Source organism: Aeromonas sp. 600886, assembly GCF_049174935.1.
Lineage (GTDB): Bacteria > Pseudomonadota > Gammaproteobacteria > Enterobacterales > Aeromonadaceae > Aeromonas > Aeromonas veronii_A.
Genome location: NZ_JAAKUB010000003.1, coordinates 71,510 through 89,783, shown reverse-complemented (window position 1 = coordinate 89,783; position 18,274 = coordinate 71,510). Strand labels below are relative to the sequence as shown.

17 protein-coding genes and 1 tRNA gene are annotated in these 18,274 nt (G+C 59.8%); 14 read left to right on the top strand and 4 right to left on the bottom strand.

Features of this window, described 5'->3' with window-relative positions; genetic code table 11:
• Positions 1-50: 50 nt before the first annotated feature.
• From exeL to chbG, 10 genes are all read left to right on the top strand, one after another.
• A complete protein-coding gene (gene exeL / locus G5179_RS03520; protein WP_335830923.1) occupies positions 51-1,235 on the top strand; it encodes a GspL family type II secretion system protein ExeL in 1,185 nt (394 codons plus the stop codon).
• Positions 1,232-1,723 (top strand): GspM family type II secretion system protein ExeM, encoded by a 492-nt coding sequence (gene exeM, locus G5179_RS03515; RefSeq protein WP_335830924.1) that lies wholly within the window; start codon positions 1,232-1,234, stop codon positions 1,721-1,723. The genes exeL and exeM overlap by 4 nt, the downstream gene beginning before the upstream one ends.
• Positions 1,720-2,487 carry a GspN family type II secretion system protein ExeN gene (gene exeN, locus G5179_RS03510; protein WP_421257879.1) on the top strand — a complete coding sequence of 256 codons (768 nt, stop codon included), beginning with the start codon at positions 1,720-1,722 and terminating at the stop codon, positions 2,485-2,487. Before exeM ends, exeN begins: the two co-directional genes overlap by 4 nt.
• Before the next feature lie 630 nt (positions 2,488-3,117).
• Positions 3,118-3,438, top strand: a complete 321-nt coding sequence (locus tag G5179_RS03505) for a PTS sugar transporter subunit IIB (RefSeq protein ID WP_005350034.1) — start codon at positions 3,118-3,120, stop codon at positions 3,436-3,438.
• A gap of 10 nt (positions 3,439-3,448) precedes the next feature.
• Entirely contained in the window at positions 3,449-4,810 is a 1,362-nt protein-coding gene (gene chbC, locus G5179_RS03500) for a PTS N,N'-diacetylchitobiose transporter subunit IIC (protein WP_421254985.1), read from the top strand.
• A 68-nt stretch (positions 4,811-4,878) separates the two neighbouring features.
• Positions 4,879-6,261 (top strand): glycoside hydrolase family 1 protein, encoded by a 1,383-nt coding sequence (locus G5179_RS03495; RefSeq protein WP_421257878.1) that lies wholly within the window; start codon positions 4,879-4,881, stop codon positions 6,259-6,261.
• 36 nt (positions 6,262-6,297) lie between these two features.
• Positions 6,298-6,651, top strand: a complete 354-nt coding sequence (gene chbA / locus G5179_RS03490) for a PTS N,N'-diacetylchitobiose transporter subunit IIA (protein ID WP_005350025.1) — start codon at positions 6,298-6,300, stop codon at positions 6,649-6,651.
• Positions 6,652-6,705: 54 nt separating this feature from the next.
• Positions 6,706-7,533 (top strand): transcriptional regulator ChbR, encoded by an 828-nt coding sequence (gene chbR, locus G5179_RS03485; RefSeq protein WP_069554568.1) that lies wholly within the window; start codon positions 6,706-6,708, stop codon positions 7,531-7,533.
• A gap of 145 nt (positions 7,534-7,678) precedes the next feature.
• Positions 7,679-9,025, top strand: a complete 1,347-nt coding sequence (locus tag G5179_RS03480; protein WP_421257877.1) for a 6-phospho-beta-glucosidase — start codon at positions 7,679-7,681, stop codon at positions 9,023-9,025.
• A gap of 53 nt (positions 9,026-9,078) precedes the next feature.
• Entirely contained in the window at positions 9,079-9,843 is a 765-nt protein-coding gene (chbG, locus tag G5179_RS03475; protein ID WP_227342216.1) for a chitin disaccharide deacetylase, read from the top strand.
• Between the two features lie 84 nt (positions 9,844-9,927).
• On the opposite strand, the gene G5179_RS03470 is transcribed toward chbG, so the two are convergent.
• A tRNA-Ser gene (locus G5179_RS03470) sits at positions 9,928-10,015 on the bottom strand.
• Between the two features lie 208 nt (positions 10,016-10,223).
• On the opposite strand from G5179_RS03470, the gene G5179_RS03465 reads away from it, so the two are divergent.
• From G5179_RS03465 to G5179_RS03455, 3 genes are all read left to right on the top strand, one after another.
• A complete protein-coding gene (locus tag G5179_RS03465) occupies positions 10,224-10,880 on the top strand; it encodes a Bax inhibitor-1/YccA family protein (RefSeq protein ID WP_005338308.1) in 657 nt (218 codons plus the stop codon).
• 164 nt (positions 10,881-11,044) lie between these two features.
• Positions 11,045-13,198 (top strand): YccS family putative transporter, encoded by a 2,154-nt coding sequence (gene yccS / locus G5179_RS03460; RefSeq protein WP_421257876.1) that lies wholly within the window; start codon positions 11,045-11,047, stop codon positions 13,196-13,198.
• A 24-nt stretch (positions 13,199-13,222) separates the two neighbouring features.
• A complete protein-coding gene (locus G5179_RS03455) occupies positions 13,223-13,573 on the top strand; it encodes a TusE/DsrC/DsvC family sulfur relay protein (protein WP_005347582.1) in 351 nt (116 codons plus the stop codon).
• A gap of 111 nt (positions 13,574-13,684) precedes the next feature.
• On the opposite strand, the gene G5179_RS03450 is transcribed toward G5179_RS03455, so the two are convergent.
• The 3 genes from G5179_RS03450 to G5179_RS03440 form a co-directional block, all read right to left on the bottom strand.
• Positions 13,685-14,599, bottom strand: a complete 915-nt coding sequence (locus G5179_RS03450; protein WP_216953147.1) for a Gfo/Idh/MocA family protein — start codon at positions 14,597-14,599, stop codon at positions 13,685-13,687.
• A gap of 128 nt (positions 14,600-14,727) precedes the next feature.
• Entirely contained in the window at positions 14,728-14,859 is a 132-nt protein-coding gene (locus tag G5179_RS03445) for a hypothetical protein (RefSeq protein ID WP_272865866.1), read from the bottom strand.
• Positions 14,860-15,131: 272 nt separating this feature from the next.
• Complete coding sequence (locus G5179_RS03440) at positions 15,132-16,082, bottom strand: transposase (RefSeq protein ID WP_064338478.1); 951 nt, start codon at positions 16,080-16,082, stop codon at positions 15,132-15,134.
• A 346-nt stretch (positions 16,083-16,428) separates the two neighbouring features.
• On the opposite strand from G5179_RS03440, the gene G5179_RS03435 reads away from it, so the two are divergent.
• Positions 16,429-17,928, top strand: a complete 1,500-nt coding sequence (locus G5179_RS03435; RefSeq protein WP_421257875.1) for a histidine-type phosphatase — start codon at positions 16,429-16,431, stop codon at positions 17,926-17,928.
• The last annotated feature ends 346 nt before the right edge of the window (positions 17,929-18,274 follow it).

The window sequence follows — 18,274 nt, the reverse complement described above, 5'->3', positions numbered from 1 at the left end:
GCCAGGGCGCACAACGCCATTTGCAAACCGGTATCGCAGGAGAGAGATGCGTGAGCGAAAGTCTGGTCATCCGACTGGGGACCAATAAACAACAACCCGTAGCCTGGCTGGTCTGGTCCGGTCAGGAGCAGGAGATCATCGCCTCCGGCACCCTGCCCTCGGCCGATGCCCTGGGCGAGCTGCAGGAGCGGGCCGGTGGCCGCCCCGTGGTCACGCTAGTGCCGGGCAGCGATCTGATCTTCCGGCGCGTCACCCTGCCGGGTCGCTACAACCGCCAGTCGGCGGCAGCCCTCCCCTACCTGCTGGAGGAGCAGATCGCCTCCGACGTGGACGAGCTCCATCTGGTGGTGCTGGCCCACGAAGGGCAACAGGTCGACCTGATGGCGGTGGATCGGCAGAAGATGGCCGAGTGGCTCGGCTGGCTCGATGCCGCTGGCCTCAAGAGCCTGCAACTGCTGCCCGATGTGCTGGCGCTGCCACAGGCCGCGGATGGCTGGTCTGCGCTGCAACTCGGCAGCGAGTGGCTGGTACGCCAGGGCCCTTGTCAGGGGATAGTGGCTGACGAACCGCTGCTGGCTATCTTGCTGGCAACCGAAGCCGAGCCGGTCACCATCCACAGCCACACCCCGGTGCCCGCCATTGCGGCGGCCAACTGGCAGCCGGCCGAGCCCGAACTGCCCATGCTGCTGCTGGCCAAAGGGGCCCTCACCTGCCGCGCCAACCTGCTGACCGGCCCCTACCGGCCGCAGACCGAATATGCCCGCTACTGGTTGCAGTGGCGCAAGGTAGCCATCACCGCCGGTCTGTTGCTGCTGGTGGCCCTCGGCCAGCGCGGCGTGCAACTCTATCAGCTCACCGAGCAGGACAAGGCGCTGAAAGCGGAGATCCGTGCCGTCTATACCCGCATCTTCCCGGGTGAGAGCCGCATCGTGAACGTGCGCAGCCAGATCAACCAGCATCTGCAACAGATGGGACAAGCCCCGCAAAACGGCGTACTGCTGATGCTCACCGAGCTGGCCCCCACCTTTGCTGAAGTACCCGGCCTCAAGCCGCAGGTGATGCGCTTTGATGCCAGTCGCCGCGAGCTGCGGCTGCAGGTGACCGCTCCCGGCTTTGCCGAGATCGAGCGGTTCCGCGAGCTGGCTGGCAAGCAATTCGAGGTACAGCAAGGCGAGGTGCGCAGCACCGAGGGCAAGGTAGAGGGCGCACTGGTGCTCAAGGGTAAATCATCATGATGGAAAAATTGCAGAGCTGGTGGCACGGCATCACCGCACGGGAACAGCGGCTGGTGGCCGCAGGTGGCGTTCTGCTGCTGGTCGGTCTCTTCTACTGGAGCGTCTGGCAGCCCATCACCAACCGCATCGCGGAGCGGGAGCGGCAGGTGCAGAACCAGCAGCAGACCCTCGCCTGGCTCAAGGAGAAGGGGGAAGAGGTGCTGACCATGCAGGGTGGATCGGGTCGCCAGATTGATACCAGCGGCACCCTGGAAGGGGTGGTCAACCGCACCGCCTTCAACCACAAGATCAAGATTGCCCGGCTGCAACCCCAGGCGCAGGAGCTGCAAGTGTGGATCGACACGGTCCAGTTCGATGACTTGCTGCTCTGGCTCTCCACTCTGGTGGAGCAGCACGGCATTCAGGTTCAAATCATCGAGATCGCCCGCGAGGATCTGGCCCCGGGTCTGGTCAAGGTCAGACGTTTGCAGTTGAGTCGTCCACAATGAAAAAACGCATCCTGATTGCCAGCCTGTTTCTGACAGCCTATCTGCTCTTCCTGCTGGCCACCCTGCCTGCAGCGCTGGTAGCGCGCTATCTGCCGCTGCCTGCCAACGTTGCCAACCTGCTGAAACTGGAAGGGGTGAGCGGCACCCTCTGGAATGGCCAGATCGCCCGACTGCAATATGCCAGCGAATCGGTGAACCAGCTGCGCTGGGATCTCAACGGCTGGTCGCTGCTGCGCTTCGCACCCGAAGTGGCCATTCGCTTTGGCGATCGCAACGGACTCAATGGTCAGGGCGTTGTCGGCTGGAATGGCGCCGCCTTCGGCCGGGACTTGACTCTCAACGCCCCCGCCCCCTGGTTGCTAAGCCGGGTGCCGATGCGCCTGCCGATCCCGATCACCGTCAGCGGCCAGCTGCAGCTCAAAGTGGAGCAATTTGTCCAGGGCAACCCCTGGTGTGACAACCTCTACGGCAACCTCGACTGGTACAATGCCAGCGCCGATACCCCGGCGGGCAAGCTGGATCTGGCCGATCCTGAGCTGAAGCTCACCTGCCTCGACTCCAAACTGGTGGCCGAACTCAAGCAGGGCTCGGATGCGGTACAGACCATGGGTCGCCTCGAGCTGCAACCCAATGGCCAATACCTGTTCCAGGGCACCCTGAAGCCGGGCCCGGAACTGCCACCACAGATGCAGCAAGGGCTCCCCTTCCTCGGACAGCCCGACAGTCAGGGCCGCTTCCCCCTGCGCTATCAGGGGCGGGTCTAACCCCTATCCCGCCGACCCCGGAGCCACTCCGGGGTCAGCTTGTTTATCCCTTTGTGCCTTCTCCTCTCACTGCACTGACCCCCTCAGCTCTTACTCATTCAACTCTCACTTAGCGCAATAACCTCTGCAAGGTGCCTGTTCACCCTCTCCTTCAACCCGCTCAGTGTGGAAAAAGCCCGCCTCCCTCGCCAATCCACTTGCCGTCAATGGTCAATGATCGAGCACCTTGTCGAAAAAGTGGCAGCTCATCCCCGCCCTTCTGAATGTCAATCAGGTTGCATTCCTTGTGAAATGTGAGCTAGCACCCGTTATTGATCTTTTTCAGCCAACTTGCAGCAATCTTTAAGGCCACAAAAATAACAAACTGAAAAATAAAGATTAAACCAAGGAAAACATCCTCCTTGCGCCCCATCCCATCTCATTTCCGCTGCGCCTGCCCATCAAAAATGTGAGCGACGGCAAAAACCATGGTCAACCAAAGACTATTGATATAGGTATCGAAATACCAGATGAAACCCATGGGTAGATACAATGAGGTCAACTGGAGATGATTGATTTGTCTTGCTAGCACGACAGACACGCATCTCGACCGATCTGTTCATTTGGTTTTCAAGCGTTGAGGGAAGGGTTATGGAAAAGAAGCGTATTTACCTGTTTTGCTCTGCCGGGATGTCCACTTCACTGCTGGTTTCAAAGATGAAGGCGCAGGCGGAAAAATATGATGTGCCGGTGCTGATCGATGCCTATCCGGAGACCCTGGCTGGCGAAAAGGGACAGGATGCCGATCTGGTGCTGCTGGGCCCGCAAATCGCCTACATGCTGCCGGAGATCCAGCAGCAACTGCCGGGCAAGCCGGTCGAGGTGATCGACACCCTGCTCTACGGCAAGGTCGATGGCCTCGGCGTACTGAAGGCGGCGGTAGCCTCCATCAAGAAGAGCCTCGCGCAGTAAGGAGACCCCTGTGAGCAACATCATCGCATCGTTGGAGAAGGTCATACTGCCCATTGCCGTCAAGCTGGGCAAACAACCTCATGTCAACGCCATCAAGAACGGTTTTATCAAGCTGATGCCCCTGACGCTGGTCGGGGCCATGTTCGTTCTCATCAACAACGTCTTTCTGAGCTTTGGCGAAGGCTCCTTCTTCTACTCCATCGGTGTGCGGCTCGATCCTGCCACCATCGCCACCCTAGACGGCCTCAAAAGCATCGGTGGCAACGTCTATAACGGCACTCTGGGGATCATGTCCCTGATGGCCCCCTTCTTTATCGGTCTGGCGCTGGCCGAAGAGCGCAAGAGCGATCCCCTGGCATCGGGCCTGCTCTCGGTAGCGGCCTTTATGACCGTCACGCCGTTCAGCGTGGGCGACGCCTATGCGGTGGGCGCCAACTGGCTGGGCGGAGCCAACATCATCTCCGGCATGCTGATCGGTATCGTCGTGGCCGAAATGTTCGCCTTTATCGTCCGTCGCAACTGGGTGATCACCCTGCCTGACAGCGTGCCGGCCTCGGTCTCCCGCTCGTTCTCCGCGCTCATTCCAGGCTTTATCATCCTCTCCATCATGGGGGTCATCTCCTATCTGCTGAACGATGCGGGCACCAACTTCCACCAGCTGATCATGGACAGCATCGCCAAGCCGCTGTCCAATATGAGCGGTCTGGTCGGCTGGGTCTATGTGGTGTTCTCCTCCTTCCTCTGGTTCTTCGGGGTACACGGCATGCTGGCGCTCACCGCGCTGGAATCCGGCATTCTGTTCCCCTTCGCCCTGGAAAACGTCGCCCTCTACAACCAGTACGGCTCGGTTGAAGCGGCGCTGGAGGCAGGCAAGCAGTTCCACTTCTGGGCCAAACCGATCACCGACTCCTTCGTCTTCCTCGGCGGCACCGGTGCCACCCTTGGCCTTATCCTGGCCATCTTTATGGTCTCCCGTCGCGATGACTACCGTCAGGTTGCCAAGCTGGGTCTGCCCTCCGGTCTGTTCCAGATCAACGAGCCCATCCTGTTCGGCTTGCCGGTCATCATGAACCCCATCCTGCTGGTGCCCTTCATTCTGGTGCACCCGGTACTGATGGGGATCACCATGGCGGCCTACTACGCCGGGATCATCCCGCCCATCACCAACATAGCGCCATGGACCATGCCGACCGGCCTGGGTGCCTTCTTCAACACCAACGGCAGCGTGGCAGCCTTCTGTCTGGCGATATTCAACCTGGGTGTCGCGACCATGATGTATATCCCCTTCGTGCTGATTGCCAACAAAGCGCAGAACGTCATCGATGAAGAAGAGGAGAGCGAAGAGGATATCGCTCTGGCTCTGAAGTTCTGATAACAGCCATTCCAATGACAGCAAGGGAGGAGCAAAACTCCTCCCCTAACAGCCTGGAGAAGTAACCCATGCAGTATCGTTTTCCGGATAACTTCTGGTGGGGCAGCGCCAGCTCGGCCCCGCAGATGGAAGGCGCCGCCAACCGCGGCGGCAAATCCGCCAATATCTTTGACTACTGGTTCTCCATCGAACCGCAGCGTTTCCACAACGGGGTCGGCCCGACCGACACTTCCACCTTCTATGACAACTTCGAGAGCGACATCAAGCTGCTCAAGCAGCTGGGGCACAACAGTTTTCGCACCTCCATCTCTTGGTCACGGCTGATCCCGGACGGGGTGGGCGAAATCAACCAGGAGGCGGTCAGCTTCTACAACGCCGTCTTTGACCGGCTGCTGGCCGAGGGGATCACCCCGCTTATCAACCTCTACCACTTCGACATGCCGATGTGCATGCAGGAGCGTGGCGGCTGGGAGAGCCGGGAAGTGGTGGCCGCCTATGTGCGCTACGCCACCCGCTGCTTCGACCTGTTTGGCGGTCGCATCAAGCACTGGTTCACCTTCAACGAGCCGATTGTGCCGGTCGAGTGCGGCTACCTTGGCCACTACCACTACCCCTGTGTGGTCGATTTTGGTAGGGCGGCCACCGTCGCCTACCACACCGCGCTGGCCCATGCCGGTGCCGTGCAGGCCTATCGCGCCTGCCAGCATGATGGCGAGATCGGCATCATCCTCAACCTGAGCCCGACCTATCCCCGCTCGCAGGATCCGGCAGATCTCGCCGCCTCCCGCATCGCGGATCTGCTGCTCAACAAAAGCTTCCTCGATCCTGCCCTGAAGGGGAGCTACGCCCCCGAGCTGGTCGCGCTGCTAGAGCAGTACGACTTGCTGCCGCAGATCGAAGAGGGTGACAAGGCGCTGCTCGCCGCCGGCAAGGTGGATATCCTCGGCATCAACTATTACCAGCCGCGCCGGGTCAAGGCCAAAGAGGTGGCGTGGCAGGATGTACCGCGCACGCCGGAAGATCTGTTCGACTACTACGAGATGCCGGGCCGCAAGATGAACCCCCACCGCGGCTGGGAGATTTACGAAAAAGGGATCTACGACATCCTCACCGACCTGCGAGTCAACTACGGCAACCTGCCCTGCTACATCTCGGAAAACGGCATGGGGGTCGAAGGGGAAGATCGCTTTATCGGTCCCGAGGGACGGGTGGAGGATGACTACCGCATCCAGTTCATTCGCGAGCACCTCCAGTGGCTGCATCGCGCACTGGAAGAGGGCAGCGCCTGTCGCGGCTATCACCTGTGGACCTTTATCGACAACTGGTCGTGGCTCAACGCCTACAAGAACCGTTACGGCTTCGTCCGCCTCGATCTGGAGAGCCAGCAGCGCACCATCAAGAAGAGCGGCTACTGGTTTGCCGAGGTAGCGCGCAACCATGGTTTTAATTAACGGTTTCAATTAACGCATTTACGCAAGGAACGACACATGTTCGATCTGGACAACATCACTGAAGAGGCCACCACCAGCAACGATCTGGAAGAGGTGGTAATGGGGCTCATCATCAACTCCGGGCAGGCCCGCAGCCTCGCCTACACCGCGCTGAAAAAGGCCAAGGAGGGGGACTTGGCTGCCGCTCACCAGCTGATGGCACAATCCCGCGAGGCGCTCAATGCCGCCCATCTGGTGCAGACCCAGCTGATCGAGGACGATCAGGGGGAAGGCAAGATCCCGGTCACCCTGGTGCTGGTCCATGCCCAGGATCACCTGATGACCTCCATGCTGGCCCGTGAGCTGATCAGCGAGCTGATCGAGCTGCACGAAAAGCTGCAGAACCAATAACCTCCGGACGGGGCGAGAGGCCCCGTCATCGGCCCGCAGATCAGGAAGCGACTCATGAGCGTTAAAACAATCCGGGAAACCGAACTGTTTAACAACAAACCGTTCCACATGTTCATCTACAACAAACAGGTGAGCGGAACCGGTTTGCACCAGCACGACTACTACGAGTTCACCCTGGTACTGACCGGTCGTTACTATCAGGAGGTCAACGGCAAGCGGGTGCTGCTGGAGCGGGGGGACGTGGTGTTTATCCCACTCGGCTCCCGCCATCAAAGCTTCTACGAGTTCGGCACCACCCGCATCTTCAACGTCGGGATCACTCGTACCTATTTTGACGAGCACTTCAAATACCTGCTGCCGGAACACTTCGTCGCCTCACAGGCCTATCCGCTCAAGAGCGAGTTCCTCAGCTACATCGAGTCGGTGCTGGTCTCACCGGGGTTTAGGGAAGAGGCGCTGACCGAATTTCTCGAAGTGGTGACCTACGCGGTGATGAACCGGCTGCGTCACTACAAGGACACCTCCGCCAGCGATGATCTTCCACTCTGGCTCCATGAAACCGTGGAGCGGATGCACGATCGCCCCCTCTTTGCCGAGGATGCGCTGGCCAACATGGTCTCCCTCTGTGGCAAGAGCCAGGAGTATCTGACCCGGGCCACCCGGCGTTACTACAACAAGACGCCGATGCAGATCATCAACGAGATCCGGATCAACTACGCCAAGATGCAGCTGGAGGTGACCAACAACTCGGTGGCCGATATCGCCTTCGAGACCGGCTACAACGACGTCAGCCTCTTTATCAAAAACTTCAAGAAGCTCACCTCGTTTACCCCGGGCAGTTACCGCAAATATCTCTATCCGAAATTCGAAAGTTCAGCCTGAGACCAGCGAGTTGCTGACCTAAACAACCCGGTTCAAGAGAACCAATCCATTGTCACCAGCCCCTGCCACAGGCGGCTGCGGCCCCTCTCACCCTGATGACTGAGCGGCCACCATCAAACCTAGAAAGATCGATAAAGAGGGATTTATGAGCGAGAAGATCAAGGTAGTCACCATAGGCGGCGGCAGCAGCTACACCCCCGAGCTGGTCGATGGTTTCATCAAGCGCTATGCCGAGCTGCCCATCAGCGAGCTGTGGCTGGTGGATATTCCCGCTGGCGAAGAGAAACTGAACATCATCTTCGACCTCTGCCAACGGATGATCCGTCAGGCGGGCATCCCCATGACCCTGCACAAAACCCTGGATCGCCGCGAGGCACTGGTGGGCGCCCACTTCGTCACCACCCAGCTTCGAGTCGGCCAGTTGCAGGCGCGGGAGAAGGATGAGCGCATCCCCTTGAGCCACGGCATGCTGGGGCAGGAGACCAACGGCGCAGGCGGCCTGTTCAAGGGACTGCGCACCATACCGGTCATCTTCGACATCATCCGCGACGTCGAAGCGCTTTGCCCGGATGCCTGGCTGATTAACTTCACCAATCCGGCCGGCATGGTGACCGAAGCGGTGCGCCGTCATACCAACTTCCGCCGCTTTATCGGGGTGTGCAACATTCCGGTCGGTATGCAGATGTTTGTGCGCGATGCCCTCCAGCTCACCGAGCATGATCACCTCTCCATGGATTTGTTCGGCCTCAATCATCTGGTCTTTATCGGCGATGTGCTGGTCAACGGCGAATCCCGCTTTGACGAGCTGCTGGAAGGGGTCGCCGATGGCAGCCTGACCCGCGCCAGCTCGGTCAAAAACATCTTCGACTTGCCGTTCGACCCCGGTTTTATCCGCGGCTTGCGCCTGCTCCCCTGCTCCTACCTGCGTTACTACTTCAAGGAGAAAGAGATGCTGGGGATCGAGATGGGCGAGTTCTACAAGGGCGGTGCCCGGGCTCAAGTGGTGCAGCAGGTCGAGAAGAAGCTGTTCGAGCTCTACCAGAACCCCGATCTGTGCGAAAAGCCCAAGGAGCTGGAGCTGCGTGGCGGCGCCTACTACTCCGATGCAGCCTGCGAAGTGATCAGCGCCATCTACAACGACAAGCAGAGCGAGCACTACGTCATCGTGCCCCATCAGGGCCATGTCACCAATATCCCGGCCGACTGGACGGTGGAGATGAGCTGCCTTATCGGGCGTGACGGTGCCATCCCCCACCCGCGCCTCACCCGCTTTGACGACAAAGTGAACGGGCTGGTGCACCTCATCAAGAGCTTCGAGATAGCCGCCGCCAAGGCTGCCATCAGTGGCGACTTCGATGACCTGCTGCTGGCGATGAACCTCAACCCGCTGATCCACTCCGACAACGATGCCCGCATCGTCGCCCGCGAGCTGTTGCTGGCCCACCGCGAACACCTGCCAAACTTCGCCGCCGCCATCGACGCCCTCGCCTGAGGCCAACACGCCCCGCCCGAACTGGCGGGGTGCTTAACCGCAAGGGAATCCTCATGAGCAAAAGATTGATCATCAACGCCGACGACTTCGGCCTCTGCCGCGCCCAGAACTACGGCATCGTAGAGGCGTTCGAGCACGGGGTCGTCAGCTCCACCAGCGCCATCGTCACCTCCCCCGCTATCGCACACGCCGCCTGGCTGGCCGAACGCTTCCCCGAATTGCCAGTCGGGCTGCACTTTATGCTCAGCTGGGGGAAGCCGCTCACGCCGCTCACCTCGCTGGTGAACGAGCAGGGCGAGCTCAACAAGGGGATCTGGCACAAGAGCGAGGCGGGAGAGCTGGATCTGGCCGAGATATCCGGTGAGCTGGCGAGTCAGTATCAGCGCTTTGTCGCGATTTTCGGCAAGCAGCCGACCCATATCGACAGCCACCACCATGTTCATATGTTGCCGACACTCTACCCGCTGGTGGAGGCTTTCGCCAAGGCGCATGGCCTGCCCCTTCGCATCGACCGGGGCGAAATAGCCCGCCACGGCCTGACCGTCACCCACCCGCAGAGCTGCGATCGGTTCGACGACCGCTTCTACGGCGCGCAGCTGACCCAAGCCAGCCTGCTGCAACTGCTCGATGAGGCCAGTGAACTGGGGGCCCATTCGCTCGAGATCATGTGCCACCCTTCCTTTGTCGATCTTGAAATGCAGGGCAGCTCCTACTGCCAGCCCCGCCTCAACGAACTGGCGATCCTGACCGACCCGTCCCTGCCCGCCCTTATCGCCGAGCGCGGCTACCGCCTCGCCAGCTATCGGGAGTGGCAATAGCCGCAGGCCATCAGGTGGACCGGTAAAAACCGCAGATACAAAAAAGCCCAAGCGATTGAATCGCTTGGGCTTTCTCTTTGAATATGGCGGAGGAGGTGGGATTTGAACCCACGGATGGTCGCCCATCGCCGGTTTTCAAGACCGGTGCATTCAGCCGCTCTGCCACCCCTCCGAACGGCGTGCATACTACGCTAAGCCCTTGTTCATATGCAATACATATTTCCTGTGGGATAGTGTGCGGGAGCAAAATGGCAGGTGGCTTGAAATTGTTCCTCGTCATCCCTATTTGTTCTACATACAATGCGTAAACATGCAGTAACAAACAGCGATCACGAGGCGGCTGCTCGCCGTCTCACCCGGACATCAAGAGGACACCCAAGATGGATACCCGTTCTATCTACACTGGCACCCAAAGTGCCGTACGCGATACCAACAAGGTACTGCGTAACACCTATATGCTGCTCTCCCTCACTCTGGGCTTCTCTGCCGTGGTGGCGGGGGTCGCTACCGTGATGAACATGCCGCCGCTGCACTGGGCCGTGTTCCTGATCGGTGTCTACGGTCTGATGTTCCTGACCGAGAAGAATCGCAACAACGGCATGGGGCTGGTCTTCACCTTCGCCCTGACCGGTCTGCTGGGCTATAGCCTGGGCCCCATCATCAACATGTACATGAACAATGGTGGTGGCGAGATCGTGATGACCGCCCTTGGCGGCACCGCGCTCACCTTCTTCGGTCTGTCGGCCTATGCCCTGACTACCAAGCGTGACCTCTCTTTCATCGGCGGCATGCTGTTCGTCGGTTTCTGGGTACTGCTGGTGGCCATGATTGCCAACATCTTCCTGCAGATGAGCGCCCTGAGCCTGGCTCTGTCCGCCATGTTCATGCTCTTCTCCTCCGGTGCCATCCTGCTGACTACCCAGCAGATCGTGCGCGGCGGCGAGACCAACTACATCTCTGCCACCGTCACCCTGTATGTCTCCATCTACAACATCTTCCTGAGCTTGCTGAGCCTGCTTGGCGGCAACCGCAACTAATCAGAAACCCCGCTTCGGCGGGGTTTTTATTGGCTCCTCTTTCTGTCAGGATAAGTTGTAAATCAAGGATATGAAGCGAAGTGGCCCTGATTTGGATCAGGGCCACTTCACGCTTGGCGGGTTACTATCTCGCTCTCGTTTCGATCAAGGGTTTCACCTGTCTCATGCCGATGGATCTCTCTGGCCTGCTGCGCCGACTGCTGACCGATAGTCACATCTACTTCGCTCTCAAGGTGCTGCTGGCCATTCTCGGTCTGCTCGCCTTCACCCTGGCTACCGGCAATATCCAGCTCACCGTGCTGCTATCCCTCGGAGTAGTGGCGGGCGCCATCGCCGAAACCGACGACAGCCTGTGGGGACGGCTCAAGAACCTCGCCGTGACGCTGATCTGCTTCATGTTTGCGTCCCTGTGTGTGCAGTATCTCTACCCCACCCCCTGGCTGTTTGCCATCGGGCTGGCCAGCTCCACCTTTATCTTCGTGATGGTGGGGGCGCTCGGCGCCCGCTATGCCACCATCAGCTTCGGCTCGCTGCTGATCGCCATCTACACCATGCTGGGGGCCGCCAAGGCGCCAGATCTCTTCTACCAGCCGCTGGCGCTCGGCGCCGGCGCCCTCTGGTACGGGCTGGTCTCGTTTATCTGGCTCTGGCTGCTGCCCTACAAGACCCTGCACGAGCAACTGGCCCAGAGCTACTTCGCCCTTGGCCGCTACCTGCTGGAAAAGTCCCGCTTCTTCCCGGCGGACGAGCACGGCGCCCAGGCCATTCGCCACAATCTGGCCCAGCTCAACATCAATCTGGTGAGCGCGCTGACCCTCACCAAGTCGGCCCTCAACGCCCGCCTGAGCCGCCGCCATCCGGCGAGCCCCGAGCTTGCCAGCCTGCTGCGCCTCTATCTGCTGGCGCTGGAGATTCACGAGCGCGCCACCTCCAGCCACTACCCCTACAGCCGACTGGAAGCGGAGCTCAAGCAAGGCATCGTACTGGAAGGATTTCAGGAGGTGTTCCTGCAACTCTCCGAGGCGTGCCAGCGGCTCGGTTACGCCATTCTGGTGCACAAGCCCTACGCCCATAACAAGCGCATCCACTGGACGCTGGAGGCCCTCGGCGATCAGCTGGAGTTCACCAATCTCAAGCAGCACTACCCGAAAACCCTGCTGACGCCGATGAAATTCCTGCGCCGCAATCTGGCCAGCATCAACCAGTTGCTGGGCAGCGCCGAAGCGCTGCAAAACCCCGAGCAGCCGGAGCAGGATCTGCCCGCGCTGGCGCGGCCGCCCCGCCTGCCGCTGCTGGCCCAGCTCAAGCAGCACCTCACCTTGCACTCCATGGTGTTTCGCCACGCGCTGCGTTTGTCGCTCGGGCTGGTGATCGGCTACGGCATACTGCAAACCTTTGATATGGATAAGGGCTACTGGATTTTGCTGACCGTGCTGTTTGTCTGCCAGCCCAGCTACAGCGCCACCCGCCGCCGACTGGTGCAACGGATGCTCGGCACCTTCGCCGGCATACTGGTGGGCATTCCGGTGCTCTGGCTGTTTCCCGAGCTGCACGTCCAGCTGGTGGTGATGGGGCTGGCCGCTTTCCTCTTCTTTACCCAGGTGCGCAACAACTACAGCGCCGCAGTCTGCTTTATCACCCTCTACGTGCTGATGGCGTTCAATCTGCTCGATGGCATCGGCTTTGCCATTCTGGGGCCACGACTGCTCGATACCCTGCTCGGCTGCCTGATCTCTTACGGGCTGGTGGCCTGGCTCTGGCCGGACTGGCAGTACAAGCGGCTGCCGACCCTTATCGCCAATTCGCTCTCGGCCAACGCCCGCTACCTCTCGGCGGTGCTGGCAAGCCTCAAGCAGCAGCGGGACGAGTCCATCGACTATCGGGTGGCGCGCAAGAGCGCCCATCTGGCAGACAGCGAACTGGCCACCGCCTGGCAGAGCATGCTGGTAGAGCCGCAAAAGCGCCGCCGCTTCCTCGATCTCTGCTTTACCCTCACCTGGCGCAACCACGCCCTGCTCTCCTACATTTCGGCGCTGGGGGCCCATCGCGACAAGCTGGAGGCCATCAGCGGGCTGGATGAGGTGCGCCACCATATCTGCCACACCCTGGAGCAGGCCGCCGGCCATCTGGCGGGCAACCCCTCCAGCTCCATCGGAGGTCAGTGCCCGGTGATAAGTCCGGACAGCAGCGAGGAGCAGCTGATGCTGACCCAGCAGCTCAACCTGATCAGCGAGCTGGCGGATCAGCTGCTGCATCTGGCCAACGAGAGTCGGTTGCTCACCGGGGATCAAGGCGCTACCATGCCCGCCCAATCCTGATAGCCCCATTAGCGAGGAGCCCTCATGTCTGCGTCCGAAAAACATCAGCTGGAATTCAACGGCCAACTCATCGAGACCGATGCCAAGGGCTACCTGCTCAACAGCAACGACTGGAGCGAGGAGCTGGCGCTGGTACTGGCCGCGCAGGAGGGGATCGAGCTGGAGGAGCCGCACTGGGAAGTGGTGCGCTTTGTGCGCGCCTTCTATCTGGAGTTCAACACTTCCCCCGCCATCCGTGCGCTGGTCAAGGCGATGGAGAAGCAGTACGGCCCCGAGAAGGGCAACAGCCGTTACCTCTACAAGCTGTTCCCGGAAGGGCCCGCCAAGCAGGCGACCAAGATTGGCGGCCTGCCCAAGCCGGTAAAGTGCATCTGATCCCATGCATCTCATCCCATAACAACGGGGGCCGCAACTGCGGCCCCCGTTGTTTTTCATGCATCTTTCTCACGCACCGCGCATTCATGCCACGCGCACTTCCAGCCAGCCTTATCCCCGCTTGTCAGCCAGCGCGACCAGCTGCTCCGCCAGCCGGTGACCGTGCAGGTAGGAGGCGATCAGCTCGCTATCCGCCTTGCCGATTTCAACCTGCTGATACCAGTGCTCCAGCATGGCGGCAAAGCCGCGCTGGGCCAGCACCGGCTGCCAGTCGTTGGGGCTAAGCATCTCGGCCTGCTTATCGCGGGCGAGAATGCCGCGAGTGCAGTTCTCAAGGTGCAGGGAGAGGTTGTCGCCGTAGGCATCGATGCGCTCCTCGGTGATCCCGGCGCTGCGGTTCATGCTGCCGCTGATGGCACGATCGCCGCTCTGCCAGCTGACGCTTACCCCGGCCAGCAAGCTGTTGTCCTGCGCACAGGGGCGCAATACCGCATGAACGTCGCCGCCCGGCACGGCGCCATAGAAGCAGAGGCTGTCGAGCACATGGATAAAGTCGTCGAACAGAAAATCCCGCGCCTTGCCCGGCAGAGCGAAGCGGTGTTTTTGCCAGTTAAGCTCGGTGAGCGGCTGGGCACGGGCAGCATCCATGGCGGGCAGATAGCGGCGGTTGAAACCGGTAAAGAGGGCGCAGTCTTGCGCGATGGCGAGGTTGGCCAGTCCCTCGGCCTCGGCCAGATTGTCGCACAGGGGCTTGTCGACAAAGGTGGGGATCCCTGCCCGCAGGCACTGCTCGGCCAGCTCGCGATGAACGGCGGTGGCGGCGTGGATCATCACGGCATCGGGGCGGCTGGCCAGCATGGCCGCCACATCGGTAAAGCACTCTGCGACCCGATACTGGCGGGCGAGCTTCTCCAGCACCGCCGGATTGCGGGTACAGAGCAGCGGGGTGACCCGCTCGTCGCTCGCCAGCAGCGGCAGATAGGCTTTTTGGGCGATATCCCCCAGACCAATCATGGCAATGCGCATCTCAACTCCTTTTCACTCGATAACGGGACAAGCGGATAACTGCCCGCACCATCGCAGGATTTGTCCCGCAGATCCAGCCTGCCGTTAGCAAACTGGCTGGCGTGCGCAGCTCTGTGCAAACGGCGACGTTATTTAGGCATGGCAAGATCGCAGACCGACTTGATCACCTCGGCCAGCCACTCGATGGCGAGATTGCCCTGACTTTTGCGGTGTCTGCCAACCACCACCTCGAACTGCTGCGGCGTTCCGGTCAGTTCCACGTTGCGAAAATCGCCGAGGGCGGCGATGGCCGACGGAAGGAATCAAATTGGGACACCCACCTTTTGGAGCGGGAGAAATTGGGACACCCATCTTTGGAGCAAGCCACTACTAGGCTACTTGCAGGCCCAATAAGGGGAGGTATCCGAACTGATGCCTGCAAAAGTTGGCTGGTGGGAGAGATTGCCAGGTTTAGAAAGCAACAGCCCCTGCACAGCCATTTATTGGACTATGTGCAATACCCGGAGCTATCAGCAGGGTGGATGCAAATCTATCACAGCCTTGGTTGATGGCATCGTCGCTGGCCACAGTGGCGGGCAAACTGCTGACATTGATCTCTGTCTCCCACCACTCTGATCCCTTGTCGCCTGAACAGCGTCACCTGCTTCAACCAGCGAACAGCATCGAGTCCCAATCGTTCCAGAATGGGTCCAAATTGGGCCGGAATATGACCCCGCTTGTCGGGCCTAATAGCACGACCAGTCCAATCAACCAGCATCAGGTAGTCGCTGAAGGCATAAGGCAGCTCTTCAGGCTTACCCTGGCGGGCAAACGGCAGCAAAAGTGGTGGCAAAACCTCAGTAGTAGCAGGCGCGTCAAGGCGCTGTTTGATACTGGTGTATTCACTCTGCTCTGGCCGATCGGTCAACGCAGCTCGTATCGGATTGAGGTCAACATACGCCATACAGGCCAACAAGGCGGATTCGGTGAGCAAAGCCTGACTCTTGAAGCGCCCCTCCCAGAAATGGCCCTTGCAACCATCTTCCTGATTGGCCTGACGGGCCAGATTTTCATTGAGTAGCCGAATAAACCAACTTATGGAGTGAAGCCGCTCCCGCCATTGGGCCAGCAATTGCTGCACGACAGCCAGCTCAGGCTCGATCAACATCTCCCCCTGATACCAGCGCCTGACCAAATGCGGCCACTGGAATAGCGCCGCCCAGCGCTCAGCCACCTCCCGCTCACTCCAGTTGGCTGCGGTATCGGGCTCCACCTTGAGCACCAGATGATAATGATTGCTCATCACCGCATAAGCACAAATGCCAATTGCAAACAGCCGCGATAGTTGCCCCAACTTGTCGACCACCCACTGACGCCGATGCTCATAACTCTGGCCAGAATGGGCATCGTCACCACACAGAAAGGCTCGCCGCACACAGCGGCTGACCACATGGTAGTAAGGCGTATCCTGCAAGCTGATTTGACGTGAACGGGCAATGGTCATGGCACATCCCTCAACGGTGACCTCTTAAGTCAAGAACAGCCCTACGCCACTGTCAAAAAGGTGGGTGTCCCGAAAAAATGAAGTGCTCTATGTCGATGCCTGATACGGTTCAGGTGTGAACCGAATGCCTTTGTAATGTCTTGTCGATGTTTTTCCTCTTCCCCGAAAGCGCCCCGCTCTCGGGGCTTTTTGCATCAACAAGGTGGGGGTTCCGAAAAAGAGATTCTCTCCCCTTGCTTACTGCTTTATCAGAAGTCATCAGCCTGTCATCTGGCTGACATACCGCGGTCATTTTCAAGCCATAGAGTTTTTCACTTATTTTTCATATGGATAGATAAGGAACATCATGACTTTCCCGCGCTCTTCTTATGTGGCTTTGGCCGTCTCGCTGGTCTTGCTTGGTGGCTGCCAGTCAGAGAATGAATCGTCTGCCGACAGCCAGGGCAAAACGGCCTATCAATACAGCACCAAAGCGGTCTACAGCCCGCAGCAGCAGGCGGAGAGCTACGAGCCAGCGCCCCAGGGGTTCAGCCCGGTCTTTACCGAGATGGTGGCGCGCCACGGCTCGCGCTCCCTCTCCAGCCCGAAATATGACGTGCTGACCAAGCTGGTATGGGAAGAGGCGCAGCGTCAGGGGGCGCTCACCACCCTCGGGCAGGGGCTGGGAGGCAAGGTCGATCTGGTGACGGCCGCCAACCAGAAACTGGGCTATGGACTGCTCTCGGCGCTGGGCAAGGAGGAGCACGCCAACCTCGCCACCCGGCTGGCGGCGCGGCTGCCGACCCTGCTCAACAGCAGCGAGCCCCACTGCATCAAGGTGGTCACCTCGGGCAAGGACAGGGCCAACGAAAGCGCCTTCTACTTTATGGAGAGTCTCAAGCGCGGCGTGAACTATGTCAGTGACTCGGCGCAGTGCTACCTCACGCAGGATGACCCCTCGAAGATCGACAAAAAGCTGGTCAACAAGTTCGAGCTCTACTTCCACAAGACCACGCCCGAGGGGGATTACGCCCGCTACCTGCCCGCCTATGAGAGCTACCAGCGCTTTATCGGTGACGATGATGCAGGAATCGCCCCGGCCCCCGAACTGGCAAGGGCGCTGGATCAGCTTAAAAACCTGAGCAAGACCAAAGAGATGGCCCGCAGCATGCTGGAGCGTATCTACAGCAAGGGCTTTGTCGACTATCTGGCGGGCGGCGTCGAGTTTGTCGCCGTCAACCCGGAGGATGGCGGCATGACCTATGTGCGCGACGAAGTGGATGCCGCCCTGATGCTCTACAACCTCTTTATCATCGGCCCCGGCATGATCCGCGAAGCGCAGGCACAGGGCAGCGAACCCTGGGCGCTGGAGCAGTTCCTCACCCCACAGGAGTCTGCCTGGTTCTCCTACCTCTCCGATGCGGAAGATTTCTACGAGAAGGGGCCGAGCTTTGCCAACCAGAATGCCCCCTACGCCATTGCCCAGCCGCTGCTCGACGGCCTGTTTGGCGAGGTGCAGCGTCAGGTGGTGGAGGGCGAGCAGAGCCGACGGGCCACCCTGCGCTTTGCCCACGCCGAAGCCATTATCCCCCTCGCCGCCCTGATGAAGCTGGAAGGGAGCCGTCAGGGGGCCAGCCCGGATCAGCTGTTCAGCCAGCAGAACAACGAGTGGCGCGGCGGCTGGGTCTCCCCCTATACCGCCAATATTCAATGGGATATCTACCAGAACGGGCAGCGGCAGGTGCTGGTCAAGATGCTCTACAACGAAAAGGAGATCGCCTTTAAGACGGGCTGCCAGCCCTACCAAAGCGGCAGCCACTACTACGATTTCGAGGAGCTCAAGCGCTGCTACGGCTATAACGGCTAGCCCCTCGCACGCCGGATATGGCAATCACAAGGGGCGACCAGCAGGTCGCCCCGATTCACTCCCCTTCCCCGCTTGCCAGTCATCAACATGGCCAAAATGCAGCCTTTGGTGCCATTTGCTGATCAAGCTCAAAAAACGATTAATTTCTGATAGTTAAGTCACTTTAAGGCTCGCCTCGACAGTTTCGTTTGGCTTACCATGGCCATTCAGAACCTGTTGAACTGCGATGGGTTGCTGCCAGCGCGGGTCAAGGGAGCATATTGGAAGCTGTAATCCACGGGCGGCAGTGTGAGATTTGGTGACGTTACGCCTTACACAGAAAGATAGGTATCACAGATTCGCCCAA